Annotated in this window: 28 protein-coding genes; 13 read left to right on the top strand and 15 right to left on the bottom strand. The window is 60.5% G+C overall.

All coding sequences use genetic code 11. The features are described 5' to 3' along the window. Nucleotides 1-261: 261 nt before the first annotated feature. Both FS320_RS47670 and FS320_RS47675 read right to left on the bottom strand, forming a co-directional pair. Complete coding sequence (locus FS320_RS47670; protein ID WP_244626996.1) at nucleotides 262-609, bottom strand: transposase; 348 nt, start codon at nucleotides 607-609, stop codon at nucleotides 262-264. Nucleotides 610-699: 90 nt separating this feature from the next. Further along, nucleotides 700-1,092, bottom strand: coding sequence for a helix-turn-helix domain-containing protein (locus tag FS320_RS47675; protein ID WP_244626997.1), 393 nt, complete (start codon nucleotides 1,090-1,092; stop codon nucleotides 700-702). Between FS320_RS47675 and FS320_RS06380 the strand changes: the two genes are divergently transcribed. The 3 genes from FS320_RS06380 (at nucleotide 1,091) to FS320_RS06390 (ending at nucleotide 4,301) form a co-directional block, all read left to right on the top strand. Continuing rightward, a complete protein-coding gene (locus FS320_RS06380; RefSeq protein ID WP_152710259.1) occupies nucleotides 1,091-1,615 on the top strand; it encodes a tetratricopeptide repeat protein in 525 nt (174 codons plus the stop codon). The two genes, FS320_RS47675 and FS320_RS06380, sit on opposite strands and share 2 nt — an antisense overlap. 519 nt (nucleotides 1,616-2,134) lie before the next feature. Continuing rightward, nucleotides 2,135-2,905, top strand: a complete 771-nt coding sequence (locus tag FS320_RS06385) for a LuxR C-terminal-related transcriptional regulator (protein ID WP_152710260.1) — start codon at nucleotides 2,135-2,137, stop codon at nucleotides 2,903-2,905. A gap of 652 nt (nucleotides 2,906-3,557) precedes the next feature. Then, the gene (locus tag FS320_RS06390) at nucleotides 3,558-4,301 is read left to right on the top strand and encodes a response regulator transcription factor (protein ID WP_162002863.1); all 744 of its coding nucleotides are present in this window, start codon (nucleotides 3,558-3,560) and stop codon (nucleotides 4,299-4,301) included. Between the two features lie 54 nt (nucleotides 4,302-4,355). On the opposite strand, the gene FS320_RS06395 is transcribed toward FS320_RS06390, so the two are convergent. From FS320_RS06395 to FS320_RS06420, 6 genes are all read right to left on the bottom strand, one after another. Continuing rightward, complete coding sequence (locus FS320_RS06395; RefSeq protein WP_152710262.1) at nucleotides 4,356-6,026, bottom strand: GMC family oxidoreductase; 1,671 nt, start codon at nucleotides 6,024-6,026, stop codon at nucleotides 4,356-4,358. A 69-nt stretch (nucleotides 6,027-6,095) separates the two neighbouring features. Continuing rightward, nucleotides 6,096-7,070, bottom strand: a complete 975-nt coding sequence (locus FS320_RS06400) for a branched-chain amino acid ABC transporter permease (protein ID WP_152710263.1) — start codon at nucleotides 7,068-7,070, stop codon at nucleotides 6,096-6,098. Nucleotides 7,071-7,074: 4 nt separating this feature from the next. Further along, nucleotides 7,075-7,962: a branched-chain amino acid ABC transporter permease gene (locus FS320_RS06405; RefSeq protein ID WP_152710264.1), complete on the bottom strand. Its 888-nt coding sequence runs from the start codon at nucleotides 7,960-7,962 to the stop codon at nucleotides 7,075-7,077. A gap of 6 nt (nucleotides 7,963-7,968) precedes the next feature. Then, entirely contained in the window at nucleotides 7,969-8,676 is a 708-nt protein-coding gene (locus FS320_RS06410) for an ABC transporter ATP-binding protein (protein ID WP_152710265.1), read from the bottom strand. Next, nucleotides 8,669-9,427 carry an ABC transporter ATP-binding protein gene (locus FS320_RS06415; protein ID WP_152710266.1) on the bottom strand — a complete coding sequence of 253 codons (759 nt, stop codon included), beginning with the start codon at nucleotides 9,425-9,427 and terminating at the stop codon, nucleotides 8,669-8,671. Before FS320_RS06415 ends, FS320_RS06410 begins: the two co-directional genes overlap by 8 nt. Nucleotides 9,428-9,551: 124 nt before the next feature. Continuing rightward, a complete protein-coding gene (locus FS320_RS06420; RefSeq protein WP_152710315.1) occupies nucleotides 9,552-10,715 on the bottom strand; it encodes an ABC transporter substrate-binding protein in 1,164 nt (387 codons plus the stop codon). Nucleotides 10,716-11,121: 406 nt separating this feature from the next. Between FS320_RS06420 and FS320_RS06425 the strand changes: the two genes are divergently transcribed. Beyond that, on the top strand, nucleotides 11,122-12,567 hold the full coding sequence (locus tag FS320_RS06425; RefSeq protein ID WP_162002864.1) for a succinate-semialdehyde dehydrogenase: 1,446 nt from the start codon (nucleotides 11,122-11,124) through the stop codon (nucleotides 12,565-12,567). A 69-nt stretch (nucleotides 12,568-12,636) separates the two neighbouring features. On the opposite strand, the gene FS320_RS06430 is transcribed toward FS320_RS06425, so the two are convergent. Then, the gene (locus tag FS320_RS06430; RefSeq protein WP_152710267.1) at nucleotides 12,637-13,437 is read right to left on the bottom strand and encodes an HAD-IIB family hydrolase; all 801 of its coding nucleotides are present in this window, start codon (nucleotides 13,435-13,437) and stop codon (nucleotides 12,637-12,639) included. 220 nt (nucleotides 13,438-13,657) lie between these two features. Here FS320_RS06430 and FS320_RS06435 point away from each other — a divergent pair, with 220 nt between their 5' ends. Then, nucleotides 13,658-14,914: a glycerate kinase type-2 family protein gene (locus FS320_RS06435; protein WP_152710268.1), complete on the top strand. Its 1,257-nt coding sequence runs from the start codon at nucleotides 13,658-13,660 to the stop codon at nucleotides 14,912-14,914. 18 nt (nucleotides 14,915-14,932) lie between these two features. Here the strand turns inward: FS320_RS06435 and FS320_RS06440 are convergent, their stop codons facing one another. Next, entirely contained in the window at nucleotides 14,933-15,622 is a 690-nt protein-coding gene (locus tag FS320_RS06440) for a sensor histidine kinase (RefSeq protein ID WP_152710269.1), read from the bottom strand. 457 nt (nucleotides 15,623-16,079) lie between these two features. Between FS320_RS06440 and FS320_RS06445 the strand changes: the two genes are divergently transcribed. Further along, nucleotides 16,080-16,256: a CsbD family protein gene (locus FS320_RS06445; RefSeq protein WP_152710270.1), complete on the top strand. Its 177-nt coding sequence runs from the start codon at nucleotides 16,080-16,082 to the stop codon at nucleotides 16,254-16,256. A gap of 52 nt (nucleotides 16,257-16,308) precedes the next feature. On the opposite strand, the gene FS320_RS06450 is transcribed toward FS320_RS06445, so the two are convergent. From FS320_RS06450 to FS320_RS06460, 3 genes are read right to left on the bottom strand one after another with little or no spacing between them, the layout of a single operon-like run. Further along, nucleotides 16,309-16,539 carry a sulfurtransferase TusA family protein gene (locus FS320_RS06450; protein ID WP_152710271.1) on the bottom strand — a complete coding sequence of 77 codons (231 nt, stop codon included), beginning with the start codon at nucleotides 16,537-16,539 and terminating at the stop codon, nucleotides 16,309-16,311. Further along, the gene (mobA, locus tag FS320_RS06455; protein WP_152710272.1) at nucleotides 16,536-17,159 is read right to left on the bottom strand and encodes a molybdenum cofactor guanylyltransferase MobA; all 624 of its coding nucleotides are present in this window, start codon (nucleotides 17,157-17,159) and stop codon (nucleotides 16,536-16,538) included. Before mobA ends, FS320_RS06450 begins: the two co-directional genes overlap by 4 nt. A 14-nt stretch (nucleotides 17,160-17,173) precedes the next feature. Further along, complete coding sequence (locus FS320_RS06460; protein ID WP_162002865.1) at nucleotides 17,174-18,301, bottom strand: P-loop NTPase; 1,128 nt, start codon at nucleotides 18,299-18,301, stop codon at nucleotides 17,174-17,176. Between the two features lie 220 nt (nucleotides 18,302-18,521). Here FS320_RS06460 and FS320_RS06465 point away from each other — a divergent pair, with 220 nt between their 5' ends. From FS320_RS06465 to FS320_RS06485, 5 genes are all read left to right on the top strand, one after another. Further along, nucleotides 18,522-19,025, top strand: a complete 504-nt coding sequence (locus FS320_RS06465) for a pyridoxamine 5'-phosphate oxidase family protein (protein ID WP_152710273.1) — start codon at nucleotides 18,522-18,524, stop codon at nucleotides 19,023-19,025. A gap of 175 nt (nucleotides 19,026-19,200) precedes the next feature. Continuing rightward, complete coding sequence (locus tag FS320_RS06470) at nucleotides 19,201-20,466, top strand: PQQ-dependent sugar dehydrogenase (RefSeq protein ID WP_152710274.1); 1,266 nt, start codon at nucleotides 19,201-19,203, stop codon at nucleotides 20,464-20,466. A gap of 63 nt (nucleotides 20,467-20,529) precedes the next feature. Next, nucleotides 20,530-20,853, top strand: a complete 324-nt coding sequence (locus tag FS320_RS06475; RefSeq protein WP_152710318.1) for a c-type cytochrome — start codon at nucleotides 20,530-20,532, stop codon at nucleotides 20,851-20,853. A 92-nt stretch (nucleotides 20,854-20,945) separates the two neighbouring features. After that, entirely contained in the window at nucleotides 20,946-22,238 is a 1,293-nt protein-coding gene (pncB, locus tag FS320_RS06480; protein ID WP_152710275.1) for a nicotinate phosphoribosyltransferase, read from the top strand. Nucleotides 22,239-22,243: 5 nt separating this feature from the next. Beyond that, nucleotides 22,244-23,014: a LamB/YcsF family protein gene (locus FS320_RS06485; RefSeq protein ID WP_152710276.1), complete on the top strand. Its 771-nt coding sequence runs from the start codon at nucleotides 22,244-22,246 to the stop codon at nucleotides 23,012-23,014. On the opposite strand, the gene FS320_RS06490 is transcribed toward FS320_RS06485, so the two are convergent. Both FS320_RS06490 and FS320_RS06495 read right to left on the bottom strand, forming a co-directional pair. Continuing rightward, nucleotides 23,015-23,887, bottom strand: coding sequence for an alpha/beta fold hydrolase (locus FS320_RS06490; protein WP_152710277.1), 873 nt, complete (start codon nucleotides 23,885-23,887; stop codon nucleotides 23,015-23,017). It lies immediately after the preceding gene. A gap of 107 nt (nucleotides 23,888-23,994) precedes the next feature. Beyond that, nucleotides 23,995-24,537 carry a YcbK family protein gene (locus FS320_RS06495; protein ID WP_152710278.1) on the bottom strand — a complete coding sequence of 181 codons (543 nt, stop codon included), beginning with the start codon at nucleotides 24,535-24,537 and terminating at the stop codon, nucleotides 23,995-23,997. 335 nt (nucleotides 24,538-24,872) lie between these two features. On the opposite strand from FS320_RS06495, the gene FS320_RS06500 reads away from it, so the two are divergent. Together FS320_RS06500 and FS320_RS06505 are read left to right on the top strand one after the other, a co-directional pair. After that, entirely contained in the window at nucleotides 24,873-25,310 is a 438-nt protein-coding gene (locus tag FS320_RS06500; RefSeq protein ID WP_152710279.1) for a DUF4112 domain-containing protein, read from the top strand. Next, nucleotides 25,311-25,697: a hypothetical protein gene (locus FS320_RS06505; protein WP_152710280.1), complete on the top strand. Its 387-nt coding sequence runs from the start codon at nucleotides 25,311-25,313 to the stop codon at nucleotides 25,695-25,697. Nucleotides 25,698-25,734: the final 37 nt, after the last annotated feature.

The raw sequence follows: 25,734 nt of genomic DNA on the forward strand, positions 1-25,734 counted from the left end.
CATCCCGTCCCTGCCAACGCGTTCCCCACGTTCCAGACCTTGCCGCGGTGAAAGAAACGCAGCGGATCGGCACGTCCGCGCTACCAAATAGGCCCCGAAACAAACTCTGGTGAATAGGAACGGCTAGGCGTCGGCGCCGGTCGGGCGGCAGATGCTGCCATTGGATGATTGTCGATCGCAGGGTCATGGCGTGTTGCCACCCATAAGGCCAAGGCGCGCAGCGCCTGATGGCCCACTCGCGGAGTCAATGGAACCTCACGTTCAGAGGTTCCACGTTGGTCCGATCTCCATGGGATTAAGATCAGGCGAATAAGCCGGTAGAAACAGGAACCAGGCGCCGCGCTGTTTCAGACACCGGGCGGCCTTCTCGCTCTTATGGACGGCCAGATTGTCGAGGATCACCACGTCACCTTTGTGCAGGGTCGGAGCAAGTTGCGTCTCAATGTAAGCCTCGAACGCCAAGCGGGTGATCGGACCATCAATCACCCACGGGGCGCTCAACTCGTTGCAACCCAGCCCGGCCACAAGGGTATGGGTTTTCCAGTGTCCGAAGGGAGCGCTTGCACGTAGGCGCTGGCCCTTGCGGGAGCGGCCGCGCAGGCGCGTCATCTTGGTTTGACGTACGTCTCGTCGAGAAACACCAGCCGGTGCGGCTGCTCGCGCATGCGGGCCTGGCGCTGTGTCCGCCAGACGCGGCGCTCATCGCGCACGTCGGCGCGTGCGCACTCCGCGGCCATCTGGGCTTTTTTTATAGGTGAAGCCGTGCCGGCACCGCCGCCGCGAGAGGACGGCGGGAGCGGCAACCACTCCATGCTGCTCCAGCAGCCTTGCGGCCAGTTCGGGCATGGTGATGGCGGGCCTTGCCTCAACAGTCTGGATCAGGAAGCCCTCATACGGCACTAGCTTGCCGCCTCCGGGCGGACGGCCTTGCCGGGCTGGCGCCGGTGAACTGGTGTCGCGTGTCCGCCGCACCAGCTTGATGGCGAAACTCTCGCTGACGTCAAAGTGCTCGGCTGCCGCCCGGCAGGAATGCCCCGCCTCGACAAAGTCGGCGACGCGCACCCGAAGATCGAGAGAATAGCAATGACCCATGATCCACCTCCCGGTCCAGGCAGTGAATCACAGATCGCACCAAGCCAAAACCCAGGAGTCGAATTTCCAGTCCGATGCGCTAGACAAGACTAATCTTGCCGCCGGGCAAACCCTCTCACGGCTTCTCACTTTGAGGCCGGCCGATGAATTGATTTCTCTCATCGTCGCAGGCCTTGATAAGGCGACTGCGGCTGGCAACAGCGAAGCGCTCATTGGCTTGGCTCATGCCTATGCGGATGGGATCGGTGTCAATGCGTCCCAAGAGAAGGCAGCAAGCCTGCTGCAGGTCGCGGTTGATTCAGGAATTCCAGAAGCCAAGTACCGGCTTGGGCTCATGTACAAGTCCGGGATCGGAGTCAGCGCGGATCTCAACAAGGCCGTCGAACTCATCAGCAGCGCTCGAGAGAGCGGCTTTCCTCTCGCAGCTGTTGCTTTAAGTTCCATGACGGAGCCTGCATTGTCCGGTTCGGTCAATGAAGCTGGGAATGGTCCATCCGCAGCGCCGAATGCCGTCGCTCAATGACAAACGCATGAACGAGACATGCTGTCAGACTCGAATGCATGCCTTGAATCCAAACATGCTCATCGATCAGTGACAGATGGCGGCAATACAAGACGCTCCTTCAATTTTGCAGTGCGGGATTGATTCTATATTACCCAGCTCTGGGCGCGTTGCTATTGCCAACCACGCTTGGCTTTAGAGCCCTTGCTTAAAGAATGATCGCCAAGATTGACCGCCAAGGCAGAACACGAGTGAGTCATGTGTTCATCCATGAACGAAGCAAGTTGTGGATCGGTTTAGGTTAGTTCCAATCCAACGTTGGTGGCTATACTTGCTGTGAGAGGTTGGTGAAATATTGTATCAACATGCCGGGAGCCATTGTCCAGATTGCCTGTGCCAATGTACGCTTAAGATGAACTATCCTTGCTAAGGCATCCTTTTCTACCTCCTAAGCATAATTAGATACCCCTTTATTAAGGATGGATAACAAACCGTTAATTTGTACAATTCGAGGTAACCTCTGCGGAAAGGCTTCCTCGCATGTCACACCTTCTGCCAGTCACCACGGTCTTAGGCTGCAAGAATTCGATGCTGCGCGAGGGCTTGAGGCATATCCTCTCAAGTACCCGGTTCCGATTACATCCGGAAAACCTGACGCGCGGAGATATCACTCTGGACCACGCAGTTCAGGAAAGCCCGCTTCTCTTCATCCTTGATGCGAATCTTTATCCATCGGGACTAGCTGAGGGGATCTGGCCATTGAAGCAGCAACATACGCAAGCCCGTATTGTCGTGCTGTCTGACAGCTTCAATCTTGAGGGCATGAAATCCGCCTTTCAATCGGGAGCGGACGGATACTGCCTTGCGACAACAGGATGCGAGGCTCTGATCAAGTATCTTGACCTCGTCATGCTGGGTGAAGTCGTTTTTCCGTCTGCAGCTTTCCTGGCGGCCATTTCGACCCGCGCGGACGAGTTGGATCTCTCAAAAGAAGCGCCTACCATCAAGATATCCTCTCTGCAGGTTGCTCCGGCTTCGGAAGGTCATGACTCTCCCATTCGGACCTTGTCGAGCAGAGAGGCGGAGATTCTGCAGTGCTTGATGCAGGGAGCTCCGAACAAGGTCATCGCGCGCAAACTCGACGTCGCCGAAGCAACCGTGAAAGTTCACATCAAAGCTATTCTGCGCAAGATCCGCGTTGCAAACCGAACGCAAGCTGCCATGTGGGCCGTCAATCATCTGGCCTCAAATTCAGCTGATGCATCTTGGATACAGTCGGGCGAGAGATTGGCCGCGCACAGTCTTCGCTGACGAGGTTTGGTATTACGGAGCGTTCAATGGGGCGGGCTCACCCGAGGGGCGTAATCCCGCGCCCCTCTGCGCTTTGTAGTGCGCGACTTCTTGATGGCAAACCGAAGCTGCTCCGTCGAAACGGGTAATGGCGGCAAACTCAGGTCGGCCCATACTTTCCTTAGTCGAGCAAGATTCCTCCTCAACAGACTAGGAATCTCATCCAGTCTTCCGCATCGGCTCAGTCGAGACAGTCAGGTCGTCTACTAACACCGGATGCTCATCTGCTTCTGATTTGCGGTCATCAAAGAAAATACCTGTCCCACGGTCTTTCGGCCTGCGTCCCTCGTGATGGATGGTGATCAGGAAATATCCTGAATATTGAGGGTACTGCCTGTCCGGATACATGATTACTTGCTCGGGATCGTGAGATGACTATGTATTTGATACTTTATATCATGTACATGTCTTTTGATTAAAGATTGTTAAAAGGATTTGAATGGGTAATGATTGTCTCTAATGAGATTATAAGCTAAACATCTTTGGGGAATTTTGTTATTCGCCTCACCGAATCAAGACCAGAAAGGCATCTGCGATGCGGAACACCTACGATCTTGATAGCCTCCCTCATCCAGGAGCCTCTTCGGCTAAGGATGTTGCGTATTCAAGATACATGGAGCTGGCCCGTTCGGTTGAGCCATCGTCGGCAGAACATGCCGCTGCTCGCTCCATCAAGGCGCTCCTCATCGAGCCGAACGCCCTGTTAAGGGAAGGTCTGCGCAGGATTCTCTCCGAGACAGCTTATTCACCCGCGGCGGCAGCTGCGAGCCTCGATGAGATGGGGTCGGTGCCGAGCTTGGATAGCAGCACTATCGTCCTCATCATCGATGCAAGCCGCGATCACGATGAAACCTGTCGTCAGGCCCGGATGTTGAAGGAGAGCAACCCGAGTGCCAAAGTGGTCATGCTGATCGAGGAGTACGACCTTAAACAGGTGGTTGCGGCTTTTCAGGCTGGCGCGGATGCGTACCTCAAAAAGTCGGTCTCGCACGAGGTACTCGTGAAGTCCCTGGATCTCGTGATGCTAGGAGAGGCCATCTTCCCTAGTGCGATCCTCGACCTGCTGCGGGAGCGGGAAGCCCAGGCCGATCATGCGAATGAAGCGCCAGCTCCGGAAGAGCTTCATGAGATGAGCCCTCCGGCGAAAGGTCTTTCGGTTCGCGAGACGGTCATTCTACGCTGCCTTATGGATGGCGACTCGAATAAGATCATCGCTCGAAAGTTCGACATCACGGAAGCGACCGTCAAGGTCCATGTCAAAGCGATCCTGCGCAAGATCCAGGCAAAGAATCGGACCCAGGCTGCAATCTGGGCTGCAAGCCATCTGCCGTCGAACCGCGGCGCGCCTACCAGCTGAGCTTATCGGCTTAAACCGCTTTCAGCAGTGGGAGCCGCTGGCTCCCACTGGTCGTTATAGAGCGTGAGTAGGTCCTCCGAATAGGTCAAGCCGAGCGCAAAGCAGGCATAGAGATGTGGACTGATCCTCCAGGATCATCGCAGCTCCCCTGTCGGCAATCATCAGGGTTGGCGAGTTCGTGTTCCCGCTCGTAATCGTCGGCATGACGGAAGCGTCGATGACGCGCAGGCTCTCAATCCCACGGACACGCAAGCGCGCGTCGGTGACGGCCATCGGATCGCTGTCAATCCCCATCTTGGCTGTCCCGACCGGGTGGAAGATCGTGGTGCCGGTATCCCGCGCGCCATTCAGAAGCTCGTCGTCCGTCGTCAGTTCGGCGCCGGGCTTGTACTCCTCGGGGCGGTACTTCTGAAGGGCCGGCATCGAGACAATGTGCCGGACCAGGCGCAGTGCATCCACGGCCACTCTCTGGTCCTCTGACGTCGACAAATAATTCGGGCGGATGAAGGGCGCGTCGCCCGATTGGCTGGAGCGGATCCTGACGTTCCCTCGACTGGTCGGCCGCAGGTTGCAGACGCTCACCGTGAAGGCAGGGAAGGGATGAGGATCGTCCCCGAACTTGTCCAGCGACAGAGGTTGGATGTGAAACTGGAGATTCGGTGTTGCATATTCAGGAGACGAGCGGGTAAACGCTCCCAGCTGAGACGGCGCCATCGTGAGGGGCCCTTTGCGAAAGAGGGCATACTCAAGCGCCATCTGTCCCTTCTTGAACAGAGACCGATAATCCTCATTGAGCGTTCGCACTCCGTGCACCTTATAAATCGGGCGGAGCTGCAGATGGTCCTGCAGGTTCTCTCCGACGCCTGGCAGGTGGTGAACCACCTCAATTCCGTGCTGCTGGAGGAACGTGCCGTCCCCAATTCCTGACAGTTGCAGGAGTTGCGGGGAGGCGATGGCGCCTGCCGAAAGCACGACCTCCTTCCGCGCCAGAATACGCCTTGAGGTGCCGTTCTGGAGTATTTCGACGCCAACGGCACGCTTGCCCTCGAAAAGGATGCGCGTGGCATGGGCTTTCGTTTCAACCTTCAGATTGGGACGGGACAGGGCCGGCTTGAGGAAGCCGCGCGCCGCGGACCAGCGCCGCCCACTCTTCTGGTTGACGTGGAAATACGAGATACCTTCGTTGCTGCCCGTATTGAAATCGCTGACGCGGGGAATGCCGGCCTCGACCGCGGCTTCGATGAAGGTATCCAGGATGTCCCAGCGGGTGCGAGGGGCCTCGACGCGCCATTCGCCGCCCACGCCATGATGCTCGCCGGCTCCGAGGTAGTGATCTAGGTGCTGGCGGAAGATCGGCTTCACATCGTCCCAACCCCAGCCCGTAAGGCCCATTTGGCGCCAGTTGTCGTAATCCTCGCGCTGGCCTCGCATGTAGACCATAGCGTTGATCGCCGAGCAGCCGCCCAGGACCTTGCCCCTCGGATAGTTCAGGATCCGGCCGTTCAGGCCTGCCTCAGCTTCGGTCTTGAACATCCAATCGGCGCGGGGATTGCCGATGGCGAAGAGATAGCCGACCGGGATGTGAAACCAGATCCAGTTGTCCTTGCCGCCGGCTTCGAGAATGCAGACCGAGTTTCGCGGATCCTTGGACAGGCGGTTTGCCAGAACGCAGCCGGCGGAACCTGCCCCGACAATCACGTAATCAAATGTATCGCTGCCTGACATAGTTCGGCTCAATGAAATGAGCCGGCGTTCAACGATATGAACGCCGGCAGAGTTTCTCATGCTCGTGTGTTAGGAGGCGCCCTTGGTCTTGCGCCTCATCAACTCCAGGATTTCTCCCACGATTCCGCGGCGGAAAAGCAGCACGCAGATCACGAAGATAATGCCGATCAGCACCGTCACAGGAAAATCGGACGCAGCCAGATAATTCTGCAAGGCAATCACCAGACCGGCGCCGACGATGGGGCCGATCATCGTGCCGATGCCGCCGAGCAGGGTCATGAGGATGACCTCACCGGACATCTGCCACTGCACGTCGGTGAGCGTTGCGAACTGGAACACGATGGCTTTCGTTCCACCTGCCAGTCCCGCCAGCGCGGCCGACATGACGAAGGCGCCGAGTTTGTAGCGATCCACCCGATAGCCGAGTGAGACCGCGCGCCTCTCGTTCTCGCGGATCGCCTTGAGGATGTTGCCGAACGGCGAGTTCACGATGCGCCAGATGGCGAAGAAGCCGAACAGAAAGATCGCCAGCGTGACGTAGTACATGGTCAGGGGCTGGTTCAGGTCGATGAAGCCGAACAGATAGCCGCGCGGCACGCCCTGGATACCGTCCTCGCCATGGGTGAATGGCACCTGCAGGCAGATGAAGGCGAACATCTGCGACAGCGCCAGGGTGATCATGGCAAAATAAATGCCCTGGCGGCGGATGGCCACGAACCCGATGATCAGACCCATGACGGCGGCTCCGGCCACGCCCAGCAGGATGCTGGTCAGTGGCTCCAGGCCCCACACCTTGGCCGCATGGGCGGTGACATAGGCCGCTCCGCCGAAGAAGGCCGCGTGGCCGAAGGAGAGAAGCCCGACATAGCCGATGAGCAGGTTGAAAGCGCAGGCAAAGAGCGCGAAGCACAGAACGCTCATCAGCATGACGGGATAGAAGAAGAACGGAGCCGCCAGCAGCGCCGCGATGGCGATCAAGCCCAGCACCATGGAGGAGGTGCGCAGCTTGGGCTGTTCCGCAAGATATTGGGTCCCGACAGCCATGATATTACTCCTCCCGCCCGAAGAGACCCGCTGGCCTGACGAGCAGAACGATGGCCATGATCACAAAGATAACGATACTTGAGGCTTCCGGGTAGAAAACCTTTGTCAGTCCCTCCAGCACACCGAGCATGTAGCCCGTGAGGATGGCACCGAGGATCGAGCCCATGCCGCCGACGACGACGACCGCGAAGACGATGATGATAAGGTTCGAGCCCATCAGTGGACTCACCTGGTAGATCGGAGCCGCCAACACGCCGGCCAACCCGGCGAGGGCCGCGCCCAGGCCGTAGGTGAGGGTCAGGAGCAGCGGCACGTTCACGCCAAAGGCCTGGACGAGCGTGGCGTTTTCCGTGGCAGCCCGCAGGTAGGCGCCGAGCCGCGTCTTCTCGATGAGAAGCCAAGTACCCAGGCAAATGCAAAGAGAGGCGACGACCACCCAGCCACGATAGATCGGCATGAACATGAAGCCCAGATTGAGAGCTCCCGTCAGTTGCGGCGGTGCGGCATAGGGTTGGCCGGCTGCGCCGAACCAGTAGCGGAAGGCGCCTTCGAGAATCAGGGCGAGGCCGAAGGTCAGCAGCAACCCGTAGAGCGGATCCACACCGTAGAGACGGCTCAGCATCGTCTTCTCGATCACGACCGCAATGGCACCGACAATCAAAGGTGCCAGAATGAGCGCCGGCCAATAGCCTATGCCTAAGACGCTCAGCAGCAGGTAGGCGGCAAAGGCGCCCAGCATGTATTGCGCGCCATGGGCGAAGTTGATGACCCGCAACAGGCCGAAGATCACGGCGAGGCCAAGGCTCAGCATGGCATAGAAGGAGCCATTGATCAGGCCGATGAGGATCTGGCCAAAAAGGGCCGGGGTCGGAATGCCAAAAATCGTACTCATGATGCTCTACACCCCAAGAACTTCGTGGAGTTCGTCCATGCGCGCATCGAGCTCGTGGCCCGGGAACGAGTTCACCATACGCCCATCCTCCATGAGGTAGAAGCGATCGGCCACCTTCTTCGCGAAGCGGAAGTTCTGTTCCACGAGCAGGATGGTCATGCCGCGCTTCTTCAAGGCGACCAGAACGTCGCCGATGCGCTGGACGATGACAGGAGCCAAGCCCTCCGTCGGCTCGTCGAGAAGGATGATCCTCGCACCTGTGCGCAGCACGCGGGCGATGGCGAGCATCTGCTGCTCGCCTCCCGAGAGCTTCGTTCCCTGGCTCGAACGGCGTTCATGGAGGTTGGGGAAGAGACTATAGATCTCCTCCACGCTCATGCCGCCTTCCGAGACCGTCGGCGGCAGCATCAGGTTCTCGGAGACGTTGAGACTCGCGAAGATGCCGCGCTCCTCGGGCACATAGCCTATACCGGCCTGCGCGACCTTGTGGAGCGGCAGCCCCAGGAGATCCTTGCCGCGCAGGCGGATGACGCCCTCGCGACGGCGGAGAATGCCCATGATCGCGCGCAAGGTGGTAGTCTTGCCCGCGCCGTTGCGGCCGAGCAGGGTGACGGTTTCGCCCTCGCGGATGTCGAGATCGACCCCGTGGAGAACATGGCTTTCGCCGTACCAGGCGTTGAGCCCACGGACTTCGAGGAGGGGAGCGCTACTCATGCTCGGTTCCCATGTAAGCTTCACGCACGCGCGGATCCTGGCTGACCTTGTCATAGGAGCCGTCGGAGAGAATCTCGCCCCGCGCCAGAACGGTAACGCGATCGCAGAGATCGGAAACGACGTTCAGGTTATGCTCGACCATCAGCACCGTCCGATTGTGGGCGATGCGCCGGATCAGGTCGGAGATGCGGCCGATATCCTCGTGCCCCATGCCGGCCATAGGCTCGTCGAGAAGCAGCATGGCCGGGTCGAGCGCTAGCGTGGTGGCGATTTCCAGCGCCCGCTTGCGCCCGTATGATAATTCGACGGCCGGCAGATGCGCATAGGCTCTGAGTCCCACAGCATCAATGAGTTCCATTGCGCGATCGTCGAGTGTTGAAAGAGCCGAAGCGTGGCGCCAGAACTGCGTTGCGAGGCCGGACGGACGCTGCAGCGCCACGCGCACATTGTCGAGCACGGACAAGTGCGGAAAAACCGCCGAAATCTGGAAGGAGCGGACAAGTCCGAGACGCGCGACCTCGGCGGGCTTCAGGCTGGTGATATCGGAGCCCTTGAAGGTGATCTGCCCGCGGGTCGGCGTGAGAAATTTCGTGAGGAGGTTGAAGACGGTCGTCTTGCCGGCGCCGTTCGGCCCGATCAGGGCATGGATCGTGCCCTCGTTGACGGACAGCGTCACGTCTTTCACAGCCAGGAAGCCGCGAAACTCCATGGTGAGCCCGGTGGCGCTCAAGATAGGTTGCGTACTGACCATATGAACCGGCCGACACTCTCTTGGTAAGGAGGAAACGGCTGGTTCGGGCGCAAGGCTCGACACCAGCCGTTGTCAGATGATGAAGGGGTGGGGCGGCTCATGCCGCCCCACCGCAGCCTGAGGATTACTGCGTGGCCTGGCAGCCGCTTTCGGCAAACGACAGGTAAGCCTGATCGCCGGGAACCTTGGCGAGCTGCTTATACATGTCCCACTCGCTCTTGCTCTCTTCCGGCTTCTTCACCTGGAAGAGATACATGTCGTAGACCATGCGGCCGTTGGGCAGCACCTTGCCTTTCTTGGCGAAGACGTCCTCGACCGGCATCTCATGCAGGGCCTTGGCGACCGGCTCGGTCGCGTCCGTGCCGGCCTTTTGGATCGCCTTGAGATACTGCGTCACAGCTGAGTAGGTGCTCATATGGATCATGTTCGGCATACGGCCGGTCTTCTCCTGGAATTTCTTCGCGAAGGCACGGTTCTCGTCGCTCTGATCCCAGTACCAGCCTTCGGTCAGGGTCAGGCCCTGGGCAGCCTTGAGGCCAAGGCCCTTCACCTCGGCGAGGGTGAAGAGCAGCGCCGCCAAGCGCGTGCCACCCTGGGTGATGCCGAACTCCGCCGCCTGCTTGATGGCATTTGCAGTATCGAGGCCGGCATTGGCCATGCCGATCACGTTGGCGCCGGAGCTCTGTGCCTGCAGCAGGAAAGACGAATAGTCGGTCGCGGCCAGCGGATGGCGGACGGCACCGAGAACCTGACCACCTTTCGACTTCACGAATTTTGACGTCTGCTCCTCAAGGGAATAGCCGAAGGCGTAATCCGCCGTGAGGAAGAACCACTTGTTGCCGCCGTTTTCCACCAGCGCGCCGCCAGTGCCGACCGCGAGTGCATGGGTGTCGTAGGCCCAGTGGAAGCCGTAAGGGGTGCATTGCTTGCCGGTGAGATCGGTCGTCGCCGCACCGGTCGTCATCGTGATTTTCTTCTTGTCCTTGGACAGGCCCTGGACTGCGAGAGCGACAGAAGAGGTGGTCAGTTCCATGATGGAATCAACCTTCTCCGTATCGTACCACTGCCGGGCGATGCTAGCCGCGACGTCAGGCTTGTTCTGATGGTCCGCGCTGACGATCTCGACAGGCACGCCAAGAACTTTGCCGCCGAAATCCTGCACTGCCATGCGGGCGGCTTCGACAGAGGATTTGCCGCCGAAATCCGCGTAAACGCCGGACTGATCGTTCAGGATGCCGATCTTGACCACACCATCGGAGGCCTGCTGTGCATAGGCCGATTGCGCCATGACGGTGCAGCTGAGAGCGAACAGTATCTTATTGAGAACTCGCATCGATTTCCTTCCCTTCATTCCGAAGCCAGTTGATCCAGCCATTGTTCGAGCCGCAGCATGAGGGTACGCCCGGCGATGGTCAGAAAGGTACAGCGACTTATGTCTTGTGCAATGCGAGAAGGGGTCATCCTTAAGTCGCAGATATCTTTAGGCTTCAAGCTTCTGCCTCATTTTCAGGCATGGAGCATCGCCCGCCTCCGAAACCTTGGCCGCATTGCCGACAACCCTGATCCGCATCTCCAGTGGTTCACAGAGCTTCGGGCGGCACCTATATCTCGCTCAGCTTTCCCTCCTCCCATTTTCTCGATTGGAGTCCTGAGATGACCGTTCATGCGAAGCCTGTGGATCGCCGTGTTGTGGGGTGAAGGACCCGTCGCTGCTGGTCGGGCAGGCCTATGTGGCCGGCGAGTGGATCGATGCGCCGGACCGCAAGACCATTCCCGTCACCGATCCCTTCGACGGCGCGCTCATCCTCGAGGTTCCCGACCTCGGTCCCGACATTGCCCGGCGTGCCATCGATAAGGCCCATGCGGTGCAGAAGGACTGGGCCAAGCGCACCGCCAAGGAGCGCGCCCAGATTCTGCGTAAATGGTACGACCTGATCATCGCTAATGCCGACGATCTGGCGCTGATCCTCACCACCGAGCAGGGCAAGCCGCTGGCTGAGGCCAAGGGCGAGGTGATCTCGAACGCCGCCTATATCGAGTGGTTCGCCGAGGAGGCCAAGCGCATCGACGGTGATGTCATTCCCGGCGCCAATCCGAGCCAACGCATCGTCGTGCTCAAGCAGCCGGTAGGAGTCTGCGCCGCCATCACGCCTTGGAACTTCCCTAACGGCATGATCACCCGCAAAGTGGGGCCGGCGTTGGCCGCCGGCTGCACCATGGTGCTCAAGCCTGCCGCCCAGACCCCGCTCTCGGCGCTGGCCTTGGCGGTCCTGGCCGAGCGGGCGGGCGTGCCGAAGGGCGCCTTCTCGGTGATCACCGGCGAGGCCAAGCCGATCGGCGAAGAGTTCTGCCACAACCCTAAGGTGGCCAAGATCACGTTTACCGGTTCGACCGGGGTTGGCCGCTGGCTGATGAAAGAGGCCGGCGATAGCATCAAGCGGCTGTCGTTGGAGCTGGGCGGCAATGCTCCTTTCATCGTGTTCGACGATGCCGATCTCGATGCGGCGGTGGAGGGTGCGATGGCGTCCAAGTTCCGCAATGCCGGTCCGACCTGTGTCTGCGCCAACCGGATCTACGTGCAGGAGAGCGTGGCGGAGGCATCTGCCGAGAAGCTTGCGGCCAAGACCCGGGGGCTCAAGCTCGGCCGGGGCACGGAGGCGGGCGTGACCATGGGGCCGCTGATCGACGATCGGGCCGTGGCCAAGATGGAGGAGCACGTGGCGGATGTGCTGGAAAAGGGTGGCAAGCTGCTGGTGGGCGGCAAGCGCTCGGATCTGGGCAGCACGTTCTTCGAGCCGACGGTGATGACGGGCGTGACACAGGCGATGAAGGTGACGAAGGAGGAGACGTTCGCGCCACTGGCGCCGATCATCACGTTCAAGGACGAGGCGGATGTGATCGCGATGGCCAACGACTCGGAGTTCGGGCTGGCATCGTACTTTTATGCCAAGGACATGGCGCGCGTCTGGCGTGTGGCGGAGGCGCTGGAGAGCGGCATGGTGGGCGTGAACACGGCAGCGCTTGCCAACGAGATGGCACCGTTCGGCGGCGTGAAGCAGTCAGGCTTGGGGCGCGAAGGTTCCAAGTACGGCATCGAGGGCTTCCTCGAGCTCAAATACATCTGCCTTGCAGGGATGTAAGCATGAAGAAGCCCGGCCTTGCCGGGCTTCTTCTTTTGATGATGGAAGCTGGCGACGTTTACCAGGTTCCTACGCGCTTCTCGCCCTGAGCAGCAGATCCGCCAATTCCACGAAGCCCTCTCCCGAGTGGCCATTCGCAAGATAGGCCGGCTTGCTGGTCAGGCGGTGCGCGAAGGTCTGGATATTGGCGACCCCGACGCTCAAGGGAAAGGCTGCGAACATGGGCTCGTCGTTCGGCGAATCGCCGGCATAGACCACGGCATTTTTCGCCTCTTCCCAATCCATGCCGAACCCATCGGCGAGCAGGGTCTTAGCCATGCTCAGCTTGTTGTAGTCGCCGAACCAGCCGTTCACATGAATGGAGCTGACCTTGGCCTGTGCACCAGCACGCTCGAAGATGGAAACGATCCGGTCCACCTCCGCTTCCGGCAAGGCGGGCACGTCCTCGCAGAAGTCGATGGCGAGATCCGCCATGCGATAAGCCTGATCGCTGGCGAGCGCCGCGCCGGGAACGCTTGCGAGCACTTCCGTCTCGATAACGTCGAGTTTCGCGCGATTCCGCTTCAGTTCCTCCGGGCCTGCCCAGAAGCGCTGCTGCATGGTCTTGCGTTCGCGATCGTAACGGAAATAGAAGGCGCCGTTTTCTCCCACCACGGCATCCACCGGCCACATGCGGGCGATGTGATCACACCATCCCGCCGGCCTCCCGGTCACGGGGATGACGAGGAAGCCTGCTCGATGCAGCCGTTCGAGTGCGCCGTAGGCAGCCGCCGTCAGCATTCCTTCCGTGGTAATAGTGTCATCAATGTCGGTCAGCACCACGCGAATGGAACGCGCCATTTCCAGCGACATCTGGGATAGGGGCTTCATGCCGTGCTCCTCGAAGAGCGGAGGCAGGGGCGCTGGGTGGAGTGGGACATCGGCAGGGGTATCCTCAGGTGCATGGGATAGATCGTGAGACGGCTAATTGCCGGTCTTTAAGCATGATCTCAAGGCGTGTTCCAAGGTCTTTGATGAGCTGGCACGTCGTCCTGTGTGCAATCTGCAGCCAAAGGCTTCACGCGTGGGATTTCTGACGTAAAGTGACGCCATGCCAAACGATGATGCCGAAATCCTCTACGCCCTCTTCGATGCCGCCCTGAAGGCGGCGCTTCCGGATGGGCAGTTCGATGACCGCTTGCCGCCCAAGCCGAAAGGGCGGACGATTGTTCTCGGCGCCGGCAAAGCCTCGGCCCGCATGGCGGTGGCTTTCGAGGAGGCGTGGGCCCGCGCGGGAGGAACCTGCGAGGGGCTCGTGGTCACGCGATATGGGCATGCGGTGCCGACGCGAGCCGTCGAGATCGTCGAGGCCGCGCATCCGGTTCCCGATGAGGCCGGGTTGCAGGCAGCGGGACGGATCCTGACTCTGGCTCAGGAAGCCGGTCCCGACGACCTCGTCGTCTGTCTGATGTCCGGCGGGGCCTCGGCGCTTCTGTCGCTTCCGGCCGACGGGGTAACGCTGGCAGACAAGCAGAATCTGAACCGCGCCCTGCTGAAATCCGGCGCTCCGATCGGGGAAATGAACCGGGTGCGCAAGTCACTCTCCGCCATCAAGGGAGGCAGGCTTGCGGCGGCAGTCGGCAAGGCGCAGCTCGTCACCTATCTGATCTCGGATGTTCCAGGCGACGATCCCGGCAGCATCGGCTCCGGTCCGACGATTCCTGAACGAGTCGATCCGGACGTCGCTCTCGGCACCTTGCGCAAGTACGGAATCGAAGTGCCTGAACATGTCCTGCAGACCATCCGGTCCAACGCCGTCACCGGGCCCGTCGCCGGCGGCCTGGTGCACATGCTGTCGACGCCCAAGATGGCGCTCGATGCTGCTGCTGCCAAAGCCCGTGAACTGGGGCTGACGCCGCTCGTGCTCGGCGACGCGCTTGAGGGAGAGGCGCGGGAGGTCGGGCGTGTCATGGCCGGCATTGCACGTTCGGCTCTGATGCATGGCGAGCCAGCCAAGGCACCATGCGTTCTGCTGTCCGGCGGTGAGACGACGGTGACGGTTCGCGGGCAGGGGCGGGGCGGCCGCAATGCCGAGTTCCTGTTGTCTCTGGCTCTCTCCTTGAAAGATCAGGACAGGATCTCGGCCATCGCCTGCGATACTGACGGCATCGACGGCTCCGAGGACAATGCGGGCGCCTGGTTCGACGGTGGCCTGTTCGAGAGCGCACGCGCGAAAGGGATCGATCTGGCCTCTCACCTGGACACGAACGATGCCTATACGGCGTTCGCGCAACTCGGCAGGCTCGTCGTGACAGGCCCGACTTTGACGAATGTGAACGACTTCCGTTGCATCCTCGTTCGTCCATGAGCGAAGCGGGATGCCGGCTCAGATGGAATAGCTGAGCCCTGTCGTGTTCGTTTCCGGCACGATCATCGTGACCTTGGTTCCGCGGCCTTCGTGGCTCTCGATTTCCAAGTCTCCGCCGTGAAGCTTGAGGATGTACCAGGCGAGGCTTAGGCCCAACCCCGTGCCGGGCAGCTTCTTCGCATTCTGGCCGCGGAAAAAGGGTTGCATGATGAAGGGCAGGTCCCGTTCCAGGATGCCGATCCCCTGATCCTTGACGACAATCCGGATCATGCCGGCTCTCCTGCGGGCTGTGATTTCGATCAGCCGCTCCGGCGGCGAATATTTCATGGCGTTGGACAGGACGATGACGAGTGCCTGCTCCAGCAGGATGGCATCACCGATCACCATAGCGGGCAACCCGCGAAGCTGGAGTCGAATCGCGCGGGACGGGTCCTGTCCGCCTTGTTCCCTGCAAACCCGGCGGATGAGTTCGTCGAGGTTGAACTCGCTTGGGTTGAGGACAATTCCGCCGGCGGTTGCCCGGCTATAAGACAGGATCGTTTCGGTGAGTTCGTCGAGGCGCAGGCTGGCGCGCCAGATCTTCTCCGCCTTTGCCCGAACATCGTGCGTGCTCAGCTGATCGGCACGCCGGATCAAGCCCTGAGCCAGGGCATTGATCGCCGAAAGAGGCGTTCTCAGCTGATGAGCCAGGAGAGCGACACGGTCCAATGGATGAGCCGGACTCCTCGATACTGTGCGACTGCTCGCACGGCGAGAGGTCCTGGGAGTTGGCCGGGAAGGACGTCGGGTGGCTGCGGGCACAGACGCGATACCTATATTACGTTATAACGTTTATATTAGGGCTTGATCCGAATTAGTGCGCCCAAGGCCGTTGTCCATCCCTCATTCTCACCTGAAAGGGCAGACTTGTCATTCAATGAAGAAATGCAGTCTGTCTCAGTTCAGAGAATAATCTATGATGAGTCAGAGTCGTTGCTAAGTCTAATGATCCGGCTGTACCAGCATGCACGCGAGTTTTGAAAGTAAGAGAAGCAAGAAAATCTCGAAGGTATGATCGGGCCTTTCACGCGCTCGTGGCCGGTATTGTCGCAGATCGCGATTTATTTGAAACCAACCTATCGGGACGGCGTTGCCCTGTCAGAATATCTGTTTCAGGAGAATCATCATGGATAACGATCGCGCCGAAGGCAGCATGAAGAATATTAAGGGCCGCGTGAAGGAAGGTCTCGGCAAGGCCGTGGGCGACTCGAAGATGGAAGCCGAAGGCAAGATGGATAAGACCGAAGGCAAGATCCAGAACACCATTGGTGGGATCAAGGATTCGCTCCGCAAGAGCACCTGATCTCATTGAACGAAGTCAATAAGACGGGCCCGGCTCTTCGGCCGGGCCTTTTTCATGCGGATTTGTCCGCCTTGCGGATCAGGAAGCTGATCCGGGAGGCTTCCTGGTTTTGCTTCTCCAAGACATCGCCGGTTTCGCGGATCAGATTGGGGACATCGATGCCCGCCAATGGATCCGTGCAGATGACGTACAGCGTTTCGCCGGGCGCCATGGAGAGCAGAGCCTTACGCGTGCGCAGAACCGGCAGCGGGCACTTCAGACCGGACAGGTCAAGTTCGGTCATCGCCTACGCCTCCGCTGCGCCAAAACCTTCGCCTCCGCCCAATCGTCTGGCGTGTTGATGTTGAAGAACGGATCAACAGGCTCAACGGGCCAGGAGGCCTCGGCATATCCATGGAGCCGCGCCCAGTCACTTACACTGCGCATGCCGTTTTCCAAGAGCGCCTGACGCAGATCCTGGCGTAGAGAAACAGGCCAGAGGCCGACAGCGAAATGAACCTGCGAGCCTGAAGAGGCGCAGGCGAGAGGCCGTTCGGCTTCATGACGCGCCTCATGCAGTTGCGGTACCAGATCCAGGGGGATGAAAGGCGTATCGCCTGGAATGCTGGCGATCCACTCGATGCCGGGGCGATGTGTGGCAGTCCATTCGAGAGCTGTCAGGATGCCCGCCAACGGTCCCAGGGAACCTGCAATCGAATCCGGCACGACAGGAAAAGGCATATTCTTGAAGCGCGGAAGTGTGCTGTTCGCATTGATGATCACGCTTTCGCATTGCGGGGCAAGGCGCCGCGCCACATGCTCGAGAAGCGTAAGCCCCTCGAAGACGAGGAGGGACTTGTTGCCCCCTCCCATACGGCGGGAAAGGCCTCCCGCCAGAATCACACCGAGGGTGGAGGGCGGCATCGTGCCGGGCCTGTTCACTCGATCACGATTCGCGGTGCGGGTCTCGCTGGCGCACCACCCGCTAGCGAAGTCCAGACCTGCTGTGCCATGTCCTTGTAGATCCTGGCATGTGGACCTTCCGGATCGGCGACGACAACCGGGCGGCCGGCATCCGATAACTCGCGGATCGTCATGTCGAGCGGAACTTCGCCGAGGAAGGGAACCTCAAGACGCTTAGCCTCTTCACGCGCTCCCCCGTGGCCGAAGATGTGGGAACTCTGGCCGCAATGAGGGCAGACGAAGGTGGCCATGTTCTCGACGATGCCCAGGATCGGGATCTCCACCCGCTTGAACATGGACACGCCGCGCCGCGCATCGATGAGAGCCAGATCTTGCGGCGTCGAAACGATCACGGCGCCAGCGAGCGGCGTGGCCTGCGCCATGGTCAGCTGCGCGTCGCCCGTGCCAGGGGGCATGTCGACCACGAGCACATCGAGATCACCCCAAGCGACCTCCCGCAGCATCTGAGTGATGGCCGACATCACCATCGGCCCACGCCAGATCATGGCGGCTTCCTCCTCGACAAGGAAACCGATGGACATGACCTTGAGGTCGTAAGCCTCCATTGGCTCGAGAACGCGATTTTCGAGTAGGCGCGGCTTGCCGTGAATGCCGAGAAGCTTCGGCATGGACGGGCCATAGATATCCGCATCGAGCAGGCCGACCTTCAGCCCGAGAGCCTTCAGCCCGAGAGCGAGGTTGCAGGCGGTCGTCGACTTGCCGACACCACCCTTCCCAGACGCGACGGCGATCACCTGCTGCACGCCGGGAATGCGTTGGTTCCTGGGCTGGGCTGCCGCCCGTGGTCGCTGAGGCGCGGCCGGGGAGGGGGGCGATGCGCCGGAACCGGCGGGCCGGTCGGCGGTGAGGCTGGCGAAGACGCCCTTCACGGCCGGCAGTCCCTGCACGGCCGTGACGGCGGCCTGGCGCACCTGTTCCATGCTCGCGGCCTCGGACGGTTCGATGGTGATCGAGAACATGACCCGGCCGGCATCGTCCACCACCACGTCCGACAGCCGTCCCGAGGCAACGAGGTCGGTTCCGCTTGCATCGACCGGAACGGTCGACAGAGCCTGCAGCACATGCTCACGGGTAATTGCCACGATGAAATCTCCTGAATGGCTCTGAGGGCTTCTGACCCCTCATGTATAGGGCAAGAGCGCGCACGTTAAGACGGTCCGAGACAGCCCAGTTGCAATATCCGAACCAAACTGCACCTTGTCCGTTGTTCACCCGATCCCTCGGGAGCCGGTTCGACCGGTCGCGTCACAGCCTTCGCTGATCATTCCCGAGAGCGAATTACACAAGATCGAGGAGACAACGATGCACCAGCACGGCCATAACGATCCGAATGCCGGGAAGCTTTATGAGCTGATCAAGGACGTGAAGATCGCCATGATGACCACCGTCGATACGGACGGGACTCTCCACAGCAGGCCCATGCACAACCAGGAGGCGGATGAGCATGGGGACCTTTGGTTCTTCACCCAGATCCAGTCTCCCAAGACGACGGAGCTCTCCCGCGACAGCGAGGTCAACTTGGCCTATTCCGATCCGAGCAGCCAGACCTATGTGTCAGTGACGGGCAAAGCCGAGATCGTGCGCGACAAGGCGAAGATCGAGGAGAAGTGGTCGGAGCCCCTGCGCGCATGGTTCCCGAAAGGCGTGGACGATCCGCAGATTGCCCTGATCCGTGTTCATCCGGCCAAGGGCGAATACTGGGACAGCCCGTCGTCGACGCTAGTGCATCTCTACGGTTACGCGAAGGCCGCCATCACTGGTCAGCAGCCCAATCCTGGCGATCAGGCTAAAGTCAATCTGAGCTGATCTTTGCTGCACCGCGAAACATTCGGGGCCGCATGCGGCCCCTTTTCTTTGTCTTAAATTATCCTACCTCTACGTTACAAGCTTAGGTATAGTTGCAGAACAACAAGTAAACCGGAAAACAACCGCACGGCGTTCATAAAAACAATCTTTTGGGGGCAGTCTTAGGGAGGAAACAATGAAATCCGTCCTGCTTGCCGCAGTCTCATTTGTTGCTTTCGCGTCCTCGAGTTTCGCTCAGCCTGCAACTCAGAGCCCAACGGGCAACCTGGAAAAGCTCTCATCGTTCCAGAGCACCGGAACCACTGAGCCGCGGCCGATTCCGCAGGAAGGTCGTCGCGCCGATGCCATCCGGAAGAACCTTGAGAAGATCCAGCTCCCGGCCGGTTTTAAGATTGATCTCTATGCGATCGTGCCGGATGCGCGCCACATGGCCGTCGGCCCCAATGCCGGCGTGGTCTTTGTCGGCACCCGCAAGAGCAACGTCTATGCCGTCACGGATCGCGACAAGGATCGGGTTGCGGACGAAGTGAAGCAATTCGCGCCATCGGTCGCGTTCAAGATCCCGAACGGCGTGTGCTTCTCGCGCGACGGAGTTCTCTACGTGGCGGAGCAGAACCGGGTGCTGCAATTCCCGGCCGCCGAGTTCTTCTATGAAGGGCCGGATGTCGCGGCGTTCGTCGTAGCCAAGCAGGGCGATCTCATTCCTCCCACGGAGGAGAGCTTCAACCATACCGCCCGCGTGTGCCGGATCGGACCGGACAACAAGCTCTACATCGCGCTCGGCCAGCCCTTCAACGTGCCTGCGAAAGACAAGTTAGACCTCTACAAGCGTACCGGCATCGGCGGCATCGTCCGCATGGATCAGGATGGCAAGAATCGCGAGGTCTATGCTACCGGCATCCGCAACTCGGTCGGCATGGATTTCAATCCGGCCGACAAGTCGCTGTGGTTCACCGACAACCAGGTGGATGGGATGGGCGACGACCAGCCGCCCGGAGAAATCAACCGCGTTGCCAATATGGGACAGAATTTCGGCTTTCCCTATTACGGCGGCGGCACCGTCCGCACAGTCGAGTACAAGGACGATCCGGTTCCGGCAGGTGTGGTCGGTCCGCAGGCTGAAATGGATCCGCACGCGGCCGATCTCGGCATGATGTTCTACACGGGCAGGATGTTCCCGCAGACCTACCAAGGCGGCATCTTCTCGGCCCAGCACGGTTCGTGGAACCGCACCAAGCCGGTCGGTGCGCGCGTCATGTTCACGCCGATCAAGCAGGACGGCACAGCGGACAAGTCGCAGATCTTCGCCGAGGGATGGCTGACGGACAACGGTGAATATCTCGGGCGGCCGACGGATGTGGCCATGCTGCCTGACGGTTCCCTTCTCGTATCGGACGATACGGCCGGTGCAATCTACCGGATCTCCTACGAAGGCCGGTAAGGCCTGCTTCGATGGGCGTGCCCGGTGGCACGCCCAACCTCTTCCAGAAGGTCAGTCATGAAGATGATCCGTGCCTTGGCTCTGCCAGGGATTTTCCTGAGCGTTGTCCTTGTCGATCATTCCTACGCGGCGGATGCTCGGGCAGGACGCCAGAAAATTACGACTTGCCAAGCCTGCCATGGTCTCGATGGGCTGTCGAAGAATCCGGAGGCACCCAATCTGGCCGGTCAGATTGAACCCTATCTCGTCAAAAGCCTGACGGAGTATCGCTCAGGCGACCGCAAGCACGAGACCATGAACATAGTTGCGAAGGAATTGTCAGACGAGGATATCGCCGACGTAGCGGCTTACTACGCTTCGATCCAGGTCGATGTCCTGCCGCCGTGAAGTGGCTCCTGAAAGTCTTGTAGCCGGCACTCTTTCATCCCGGACGCCCCTTCGCTATTGTCTCGCCTCCTTTGAGTGGCATGGAGCAGGGGATGGCGGATATCGCAACCCGGGTCTACAACCATACCTGGAAGATCGATCCGATCGTCCGGTCCGTTCTGGATACGGATTTCTACAAGCTTCTGATGGCGCAGACGATTTTTCGACGCCACCGCGACGTGCAGGTTACGTTCGGTATCCATAACCGCACCACCCGCATCCGTCTGGCCGACATCATCGATGCCGGTGAACTGCGCGAGCAGCTTGACCATGTGCGCAGCCTGTCCCTGACGCGGGGCGAGTCCACTTGGCTGCGCGGCAATACCTTCTATGGCAAGCGGCAGATGTTCTCGCCGGAGTTCATGGACTGGCTGGAGACCTTCCGCTTTCCGGAATACCTGCTCGAGAAGGAGGATGGTCAATACGTGCTGACCTTCCACGGCCCCTGGATCGAGACCACCATGTGGGAGATCCCGGCGCTGGCCATCCTCAACGAGCTGCGCTCCCGCGGTGTGCTCAAAGGCATGGCAAAGTTCGAGCTTCAGGTGCTCTATGCCCGCGCCATGACACGGGTCTGGGAGAAGATCCAACGGCTTAAGCAGCTTCCCGATCTGTCCATCTCCGATTTCGGCACGCGGCGGCGGCACGGCTTCCTCTGGCAGGATTGGTGCGTACAGGCGATGATCGAGGGCTTGGGCCCTTCCTTCCTCGGCACGTCCAACTGCCTCATCGCCATGCGCCGCGAGGTCGAGGCCGTCGGCACGAATGCCCATGAGCTGCCCATGGTCTATGCCGCCCTAACCGACAGTGATGAGGAACTGGCCGAAGCGCCGTACCGGGTGCTGGCAGATTGGCAGCAGGATTACGAGGGCAACCTGCGCGTCATCCTGCCCGATACCTACGGCACCACGAACTTCCTGCAGAATGCCCCCGAATGGGTCGCGTCATGGACGGGCATTCGCGTGGATTCGAAGGATCCGATCGAGGGTGGCGAGGAGGCCATCGAATGGTGGCGCCAGCGCGGACAGAATCCGAGTGAGAAGCTCGCGATCTTCTCCGATGGACTTGATGTGGATGTGATCGAGCGGATCCATCAGCACTTCCGCGGCCGCATGCGCATCGGCTACGGCTGGGGCACGCTCTTCACCAACGATTTCCGCGGCCTTGCTCCCGATGGCGCGCTCGACCCGATCTCCATCGTCTGCAAGGTCATCTCGGCCGATGGCCGGCCGACGGTGAAACTCTCCGACAATCCGACGAAAGCCATGGGGCCGAAGTCGGAAATCGAGCGCTACAAGCGCATCTTCCAAGTGGGGCAGCAAACGGCCCAGCCTGTTCTGGTGTGACGGATATGATCATCGATCTCAATTGCGACATGGGTGAAGGCTACGGCCCCTGGCCGATGGGGGATGACGAGGCGATGCTCGACATTGTCTCCTCCGCCAACATCGCCTGCGGCTACCATGCGGGCGACCCGTCCATCATGTTCCGCACGGCGGAGACGGCGAAGCGCAAGGGCGTCGCCATCGGCGCCCATCCGGGCTTCAACGATCTGCACGGCTTCGGCCGCCGGGTGATCCGAGGCGACAGCCCTGCCGAAATCGAGCGCATGGTGGCCTATCAGATCGGTGCCATGCAGGCGGTCGCGGCGCTTGCCGGACACAAGGTCACCTATGTGAAGGCGCATGGTACGCTCAACAACATGGCGAACGAGGACATGGATCTCGCCCTTGCCATCGCCCGCGCCATCAAGGGCGTCGATGCAGGCCTCGTCAACGTCTGCATGCCTGGACTGCTGATGGAGAAAGCATCCGAGACGATCGGCGTGAAGGTCGCGCGTGAGTTCTTTGCCGATCGTACTTACGAGGACGACGGAACGCTGACGAGCCGCAAGAAGCCCGGCTCCGTCCTGCACGATGCCGATGCGGCCGCCGAGCGTGTGCTGCGTGCCGTGCTGGACAAGGCGGTGACGACGACCTCCGGCAAACGCATTCCCGTTCAGTTCGACACGATCTGCGTTCACGGCGACGAACCGAGCGCGGTCGTCATGGCCCGGACGGTTCGTGCGAAGCTGGAGGCGAACGGCATCGCCATCGCGCCGTTCTCAGGCGTTCAGCGCTGATCAGCCCTTGAAAGCCTTCGCGAGGAAAGGCTGCAGGGCTGCCAGCGTTTCCTCCGGCGCCTCTTCGGCGAGATAATGGCCGCAATCGATGCCGTGACCTTCCACATGGCCGGCCCAGTCGCGCCATACGGCGAGAACGTCGTACCAGCGCTCCAGCCCGTTCTTCAGGCCCCAGAGGGCCTGCACCGGACAGGCGATGCGCCGGCCCGCCCGCTGGTCCTCTTCATCGAGGCGCATGTCGATGGTGGCGCCAGCCCGATAATCCTCGCACATGGCGTGGACCGTTTCCGGATCGGTGTAGCAGCGACGGTACTCGGCGAGCGCCGCTTCATCGAAGAGCGAGCGCCCGCGGCGAAGGTAGAACGTGTCCGGATCCGACGCGATCAGGCGCTCGGGGATGGGGTGCGGCTGGGCTAGAAAGAACCAGTGCCAGTAGCCCATGGCGAAGGCCATGTCCGTGCGCTGGAAGTGCTCCGCGGTGGGAATGATGTCGAGAACGGAGAGCGAGACGATTCGTTCCGGATGGTCGAGAGCCATGCGATAGGCACAGCGCCCGCCGCGGTCGTGTCCGACGACGGCAAAGCGCTCGAAGCCGAGGGCCTGCATCATCTCCACCTGATCGCGCGCCATGGCCCGTTTGGAATAGGGCTCGTGATCCGGCGTCGTCGCAGGCTTGGAACTGTCGCCATAGCCGCGCAGATCGGCACAGACAACCGTGTAGCTCTCGGCAAGCTTCGGAGCCACCTTATGCCACATGACATGGGTCTGCGGATGACCGTGCAGCAGAAGGACGGGCGGTCCGCTTCCGCCATGGCGGAGGTTGATGACGGCTCCGGAGGTTTCGATTTGGCGGTGTGTGAAAGTCTCGAACATCCCGCTGTTGTCTTACAGTTTTCGCCGCGGCGCCAGTTCCGCCGATACTCTCCGTCAACAAAGGCAGAGATGAGACGTATGTTCGGTGCCGGAAATGGTGCGGATCGTCACCAGGAGCGGCGCTCCCCATTGTCGATATGGATGATCCCGCTCCGATAGATCTTGAGACCTCCGACCTGCGGGTGCGCCCGCAAATAGGCCATGACGCCTCTCGCGCGGGCTCGTACGCGAAAATCGACAGCGCGGCAGGAAAGATGCAGGGAATGGCGGGCTCCGCCGGCGCGCCAGTTGCGTCCGCTGGTGCGGTGGGTGGACTCGACGCTGACGGGACCGAACTTCTCCGCAACGGATGCCACCACATCGCGCAGATCACCGGGGGTGCAGTTGGTCGGAGCGCTTGCGCGCAGGGTGATCGCCCCCTGAGATACGAGCGACGCGAAGCCGGAGAGAGTCTTTGCATTCGGCAGGCTTCCGGTGACGCCGGGATCGTCGGCGCGGTTGTCGGAGGGCAGGCTGGCATATTGCGCAGGAGGGATGATCTCGCCGTCCTCATCGCCCGCTTTGAGCGCAGCCGGAGACAGGCCCAATAAAAACGCGCCCGTCATGAGTGTCATCCTGGACGCGTGACGAACTCGGTAAACAGTGCTCATCGGGTTCTCCCGTAGTGAGCCCCTACAAAGTCACTGCCGCCGAAATGGTCCTTCCAGCGGCATCCACTTTTTATTGGTCAGTAACTGACGGTTGAGTACGCAACGTTAGGTACCGCTACCTAAGATAAGCTTGGCGCTAGGCAAGAACACCTAAACGGGTCTGAAGGATCAGAGACCCTGGTTCGTCGGCAAAGCTTTATTTTGCAAGGAATCCTATCAGAGGAAATTTTGGGTGAGTTACGGGATAACAGGGCGGCAATCTTGCAGAAGTCTGTCGGAATGCACACATCAGTGCCCGTTGTGCCAATCATGGAATTGGCCACTTGGAGACAGGAATGAACACTGCTCATAGCGCCGTTTTCGACGCTATCAAGACCGCCGGCCCGACCCAGGCCGATGCGATCGCACGCGTCACGCTCGTCGCAAAACTGCTGGATAACGCCGTGATGATTCCCGGCTTGAACCGGCGCATCGGCTTCGATGCCGTGTTGGGTCTCGTGCCAGGCATCGGCGATATGATTTCGGCTGCTCTCGCCAGCTACATCATCTGGGAGGCGCGTCAGCTCGGATTGCCGCGCTGGAAGATCGCGCGCATGATCGGCAACGTCGCGGTCGATACGGCCATTGGTGCGATCCCGCTGGCGGGCGACGTGTTCGACGTCTTCTTCAAGGCCAATCAACGCAATCTTCGGATCATCCACGAGCATCTGGGTACGCCCAAGCGCGGGCCGCGTGAGATCGACGGCACGGCCGTTCGGGTGGAGGAGCGCTGAATGAAACGCCTCCTCTGGATTCTGGCCTGGAGCGCCGTTGCGGTGTGGTCTCTGTTCGCGTGGGGCACCTACGGGCTGCTCGATTTCTTCGGCGGCTTTGCGGCGCGCAATGCGGATATCGTCACCGGCCACCCCGAGACGGTCGAGTGGCTGTCCTGGGCTTTGATGACGTTGCGCAGCCTGGGGCTTGGCGCCATCGTCGTGGTCTGGGGTTTAGTCTCGCTGGTGATCCTCGCCGTTCCGGCCCTGCTCGGCCTGTTCCTGAGCGGCTCAAGCCGCGATCAGCGTGTCGAGGACTGGCGTGGGTCTCGGATCGATCCCCGCGCGCCGGGCCCGTTTCCGCCCTCGTCAGGACAGCATCCGATCCGGCGGATCGAAAGGCGATAAAGCGAAAGGGCGAAGCGGATGCCGCTTCGCCCTTCGT

It is taken from the genome of Microvirga tunisiensis, from assembly GCF_009296175.1.
Taxonomy (GTDB): Bacteria; Pseudomonadota; Alphaproteobacteria; order Rhizobiales; family Beijerinckiaceae; genus Microvirga; species Microvirga tunisiensis.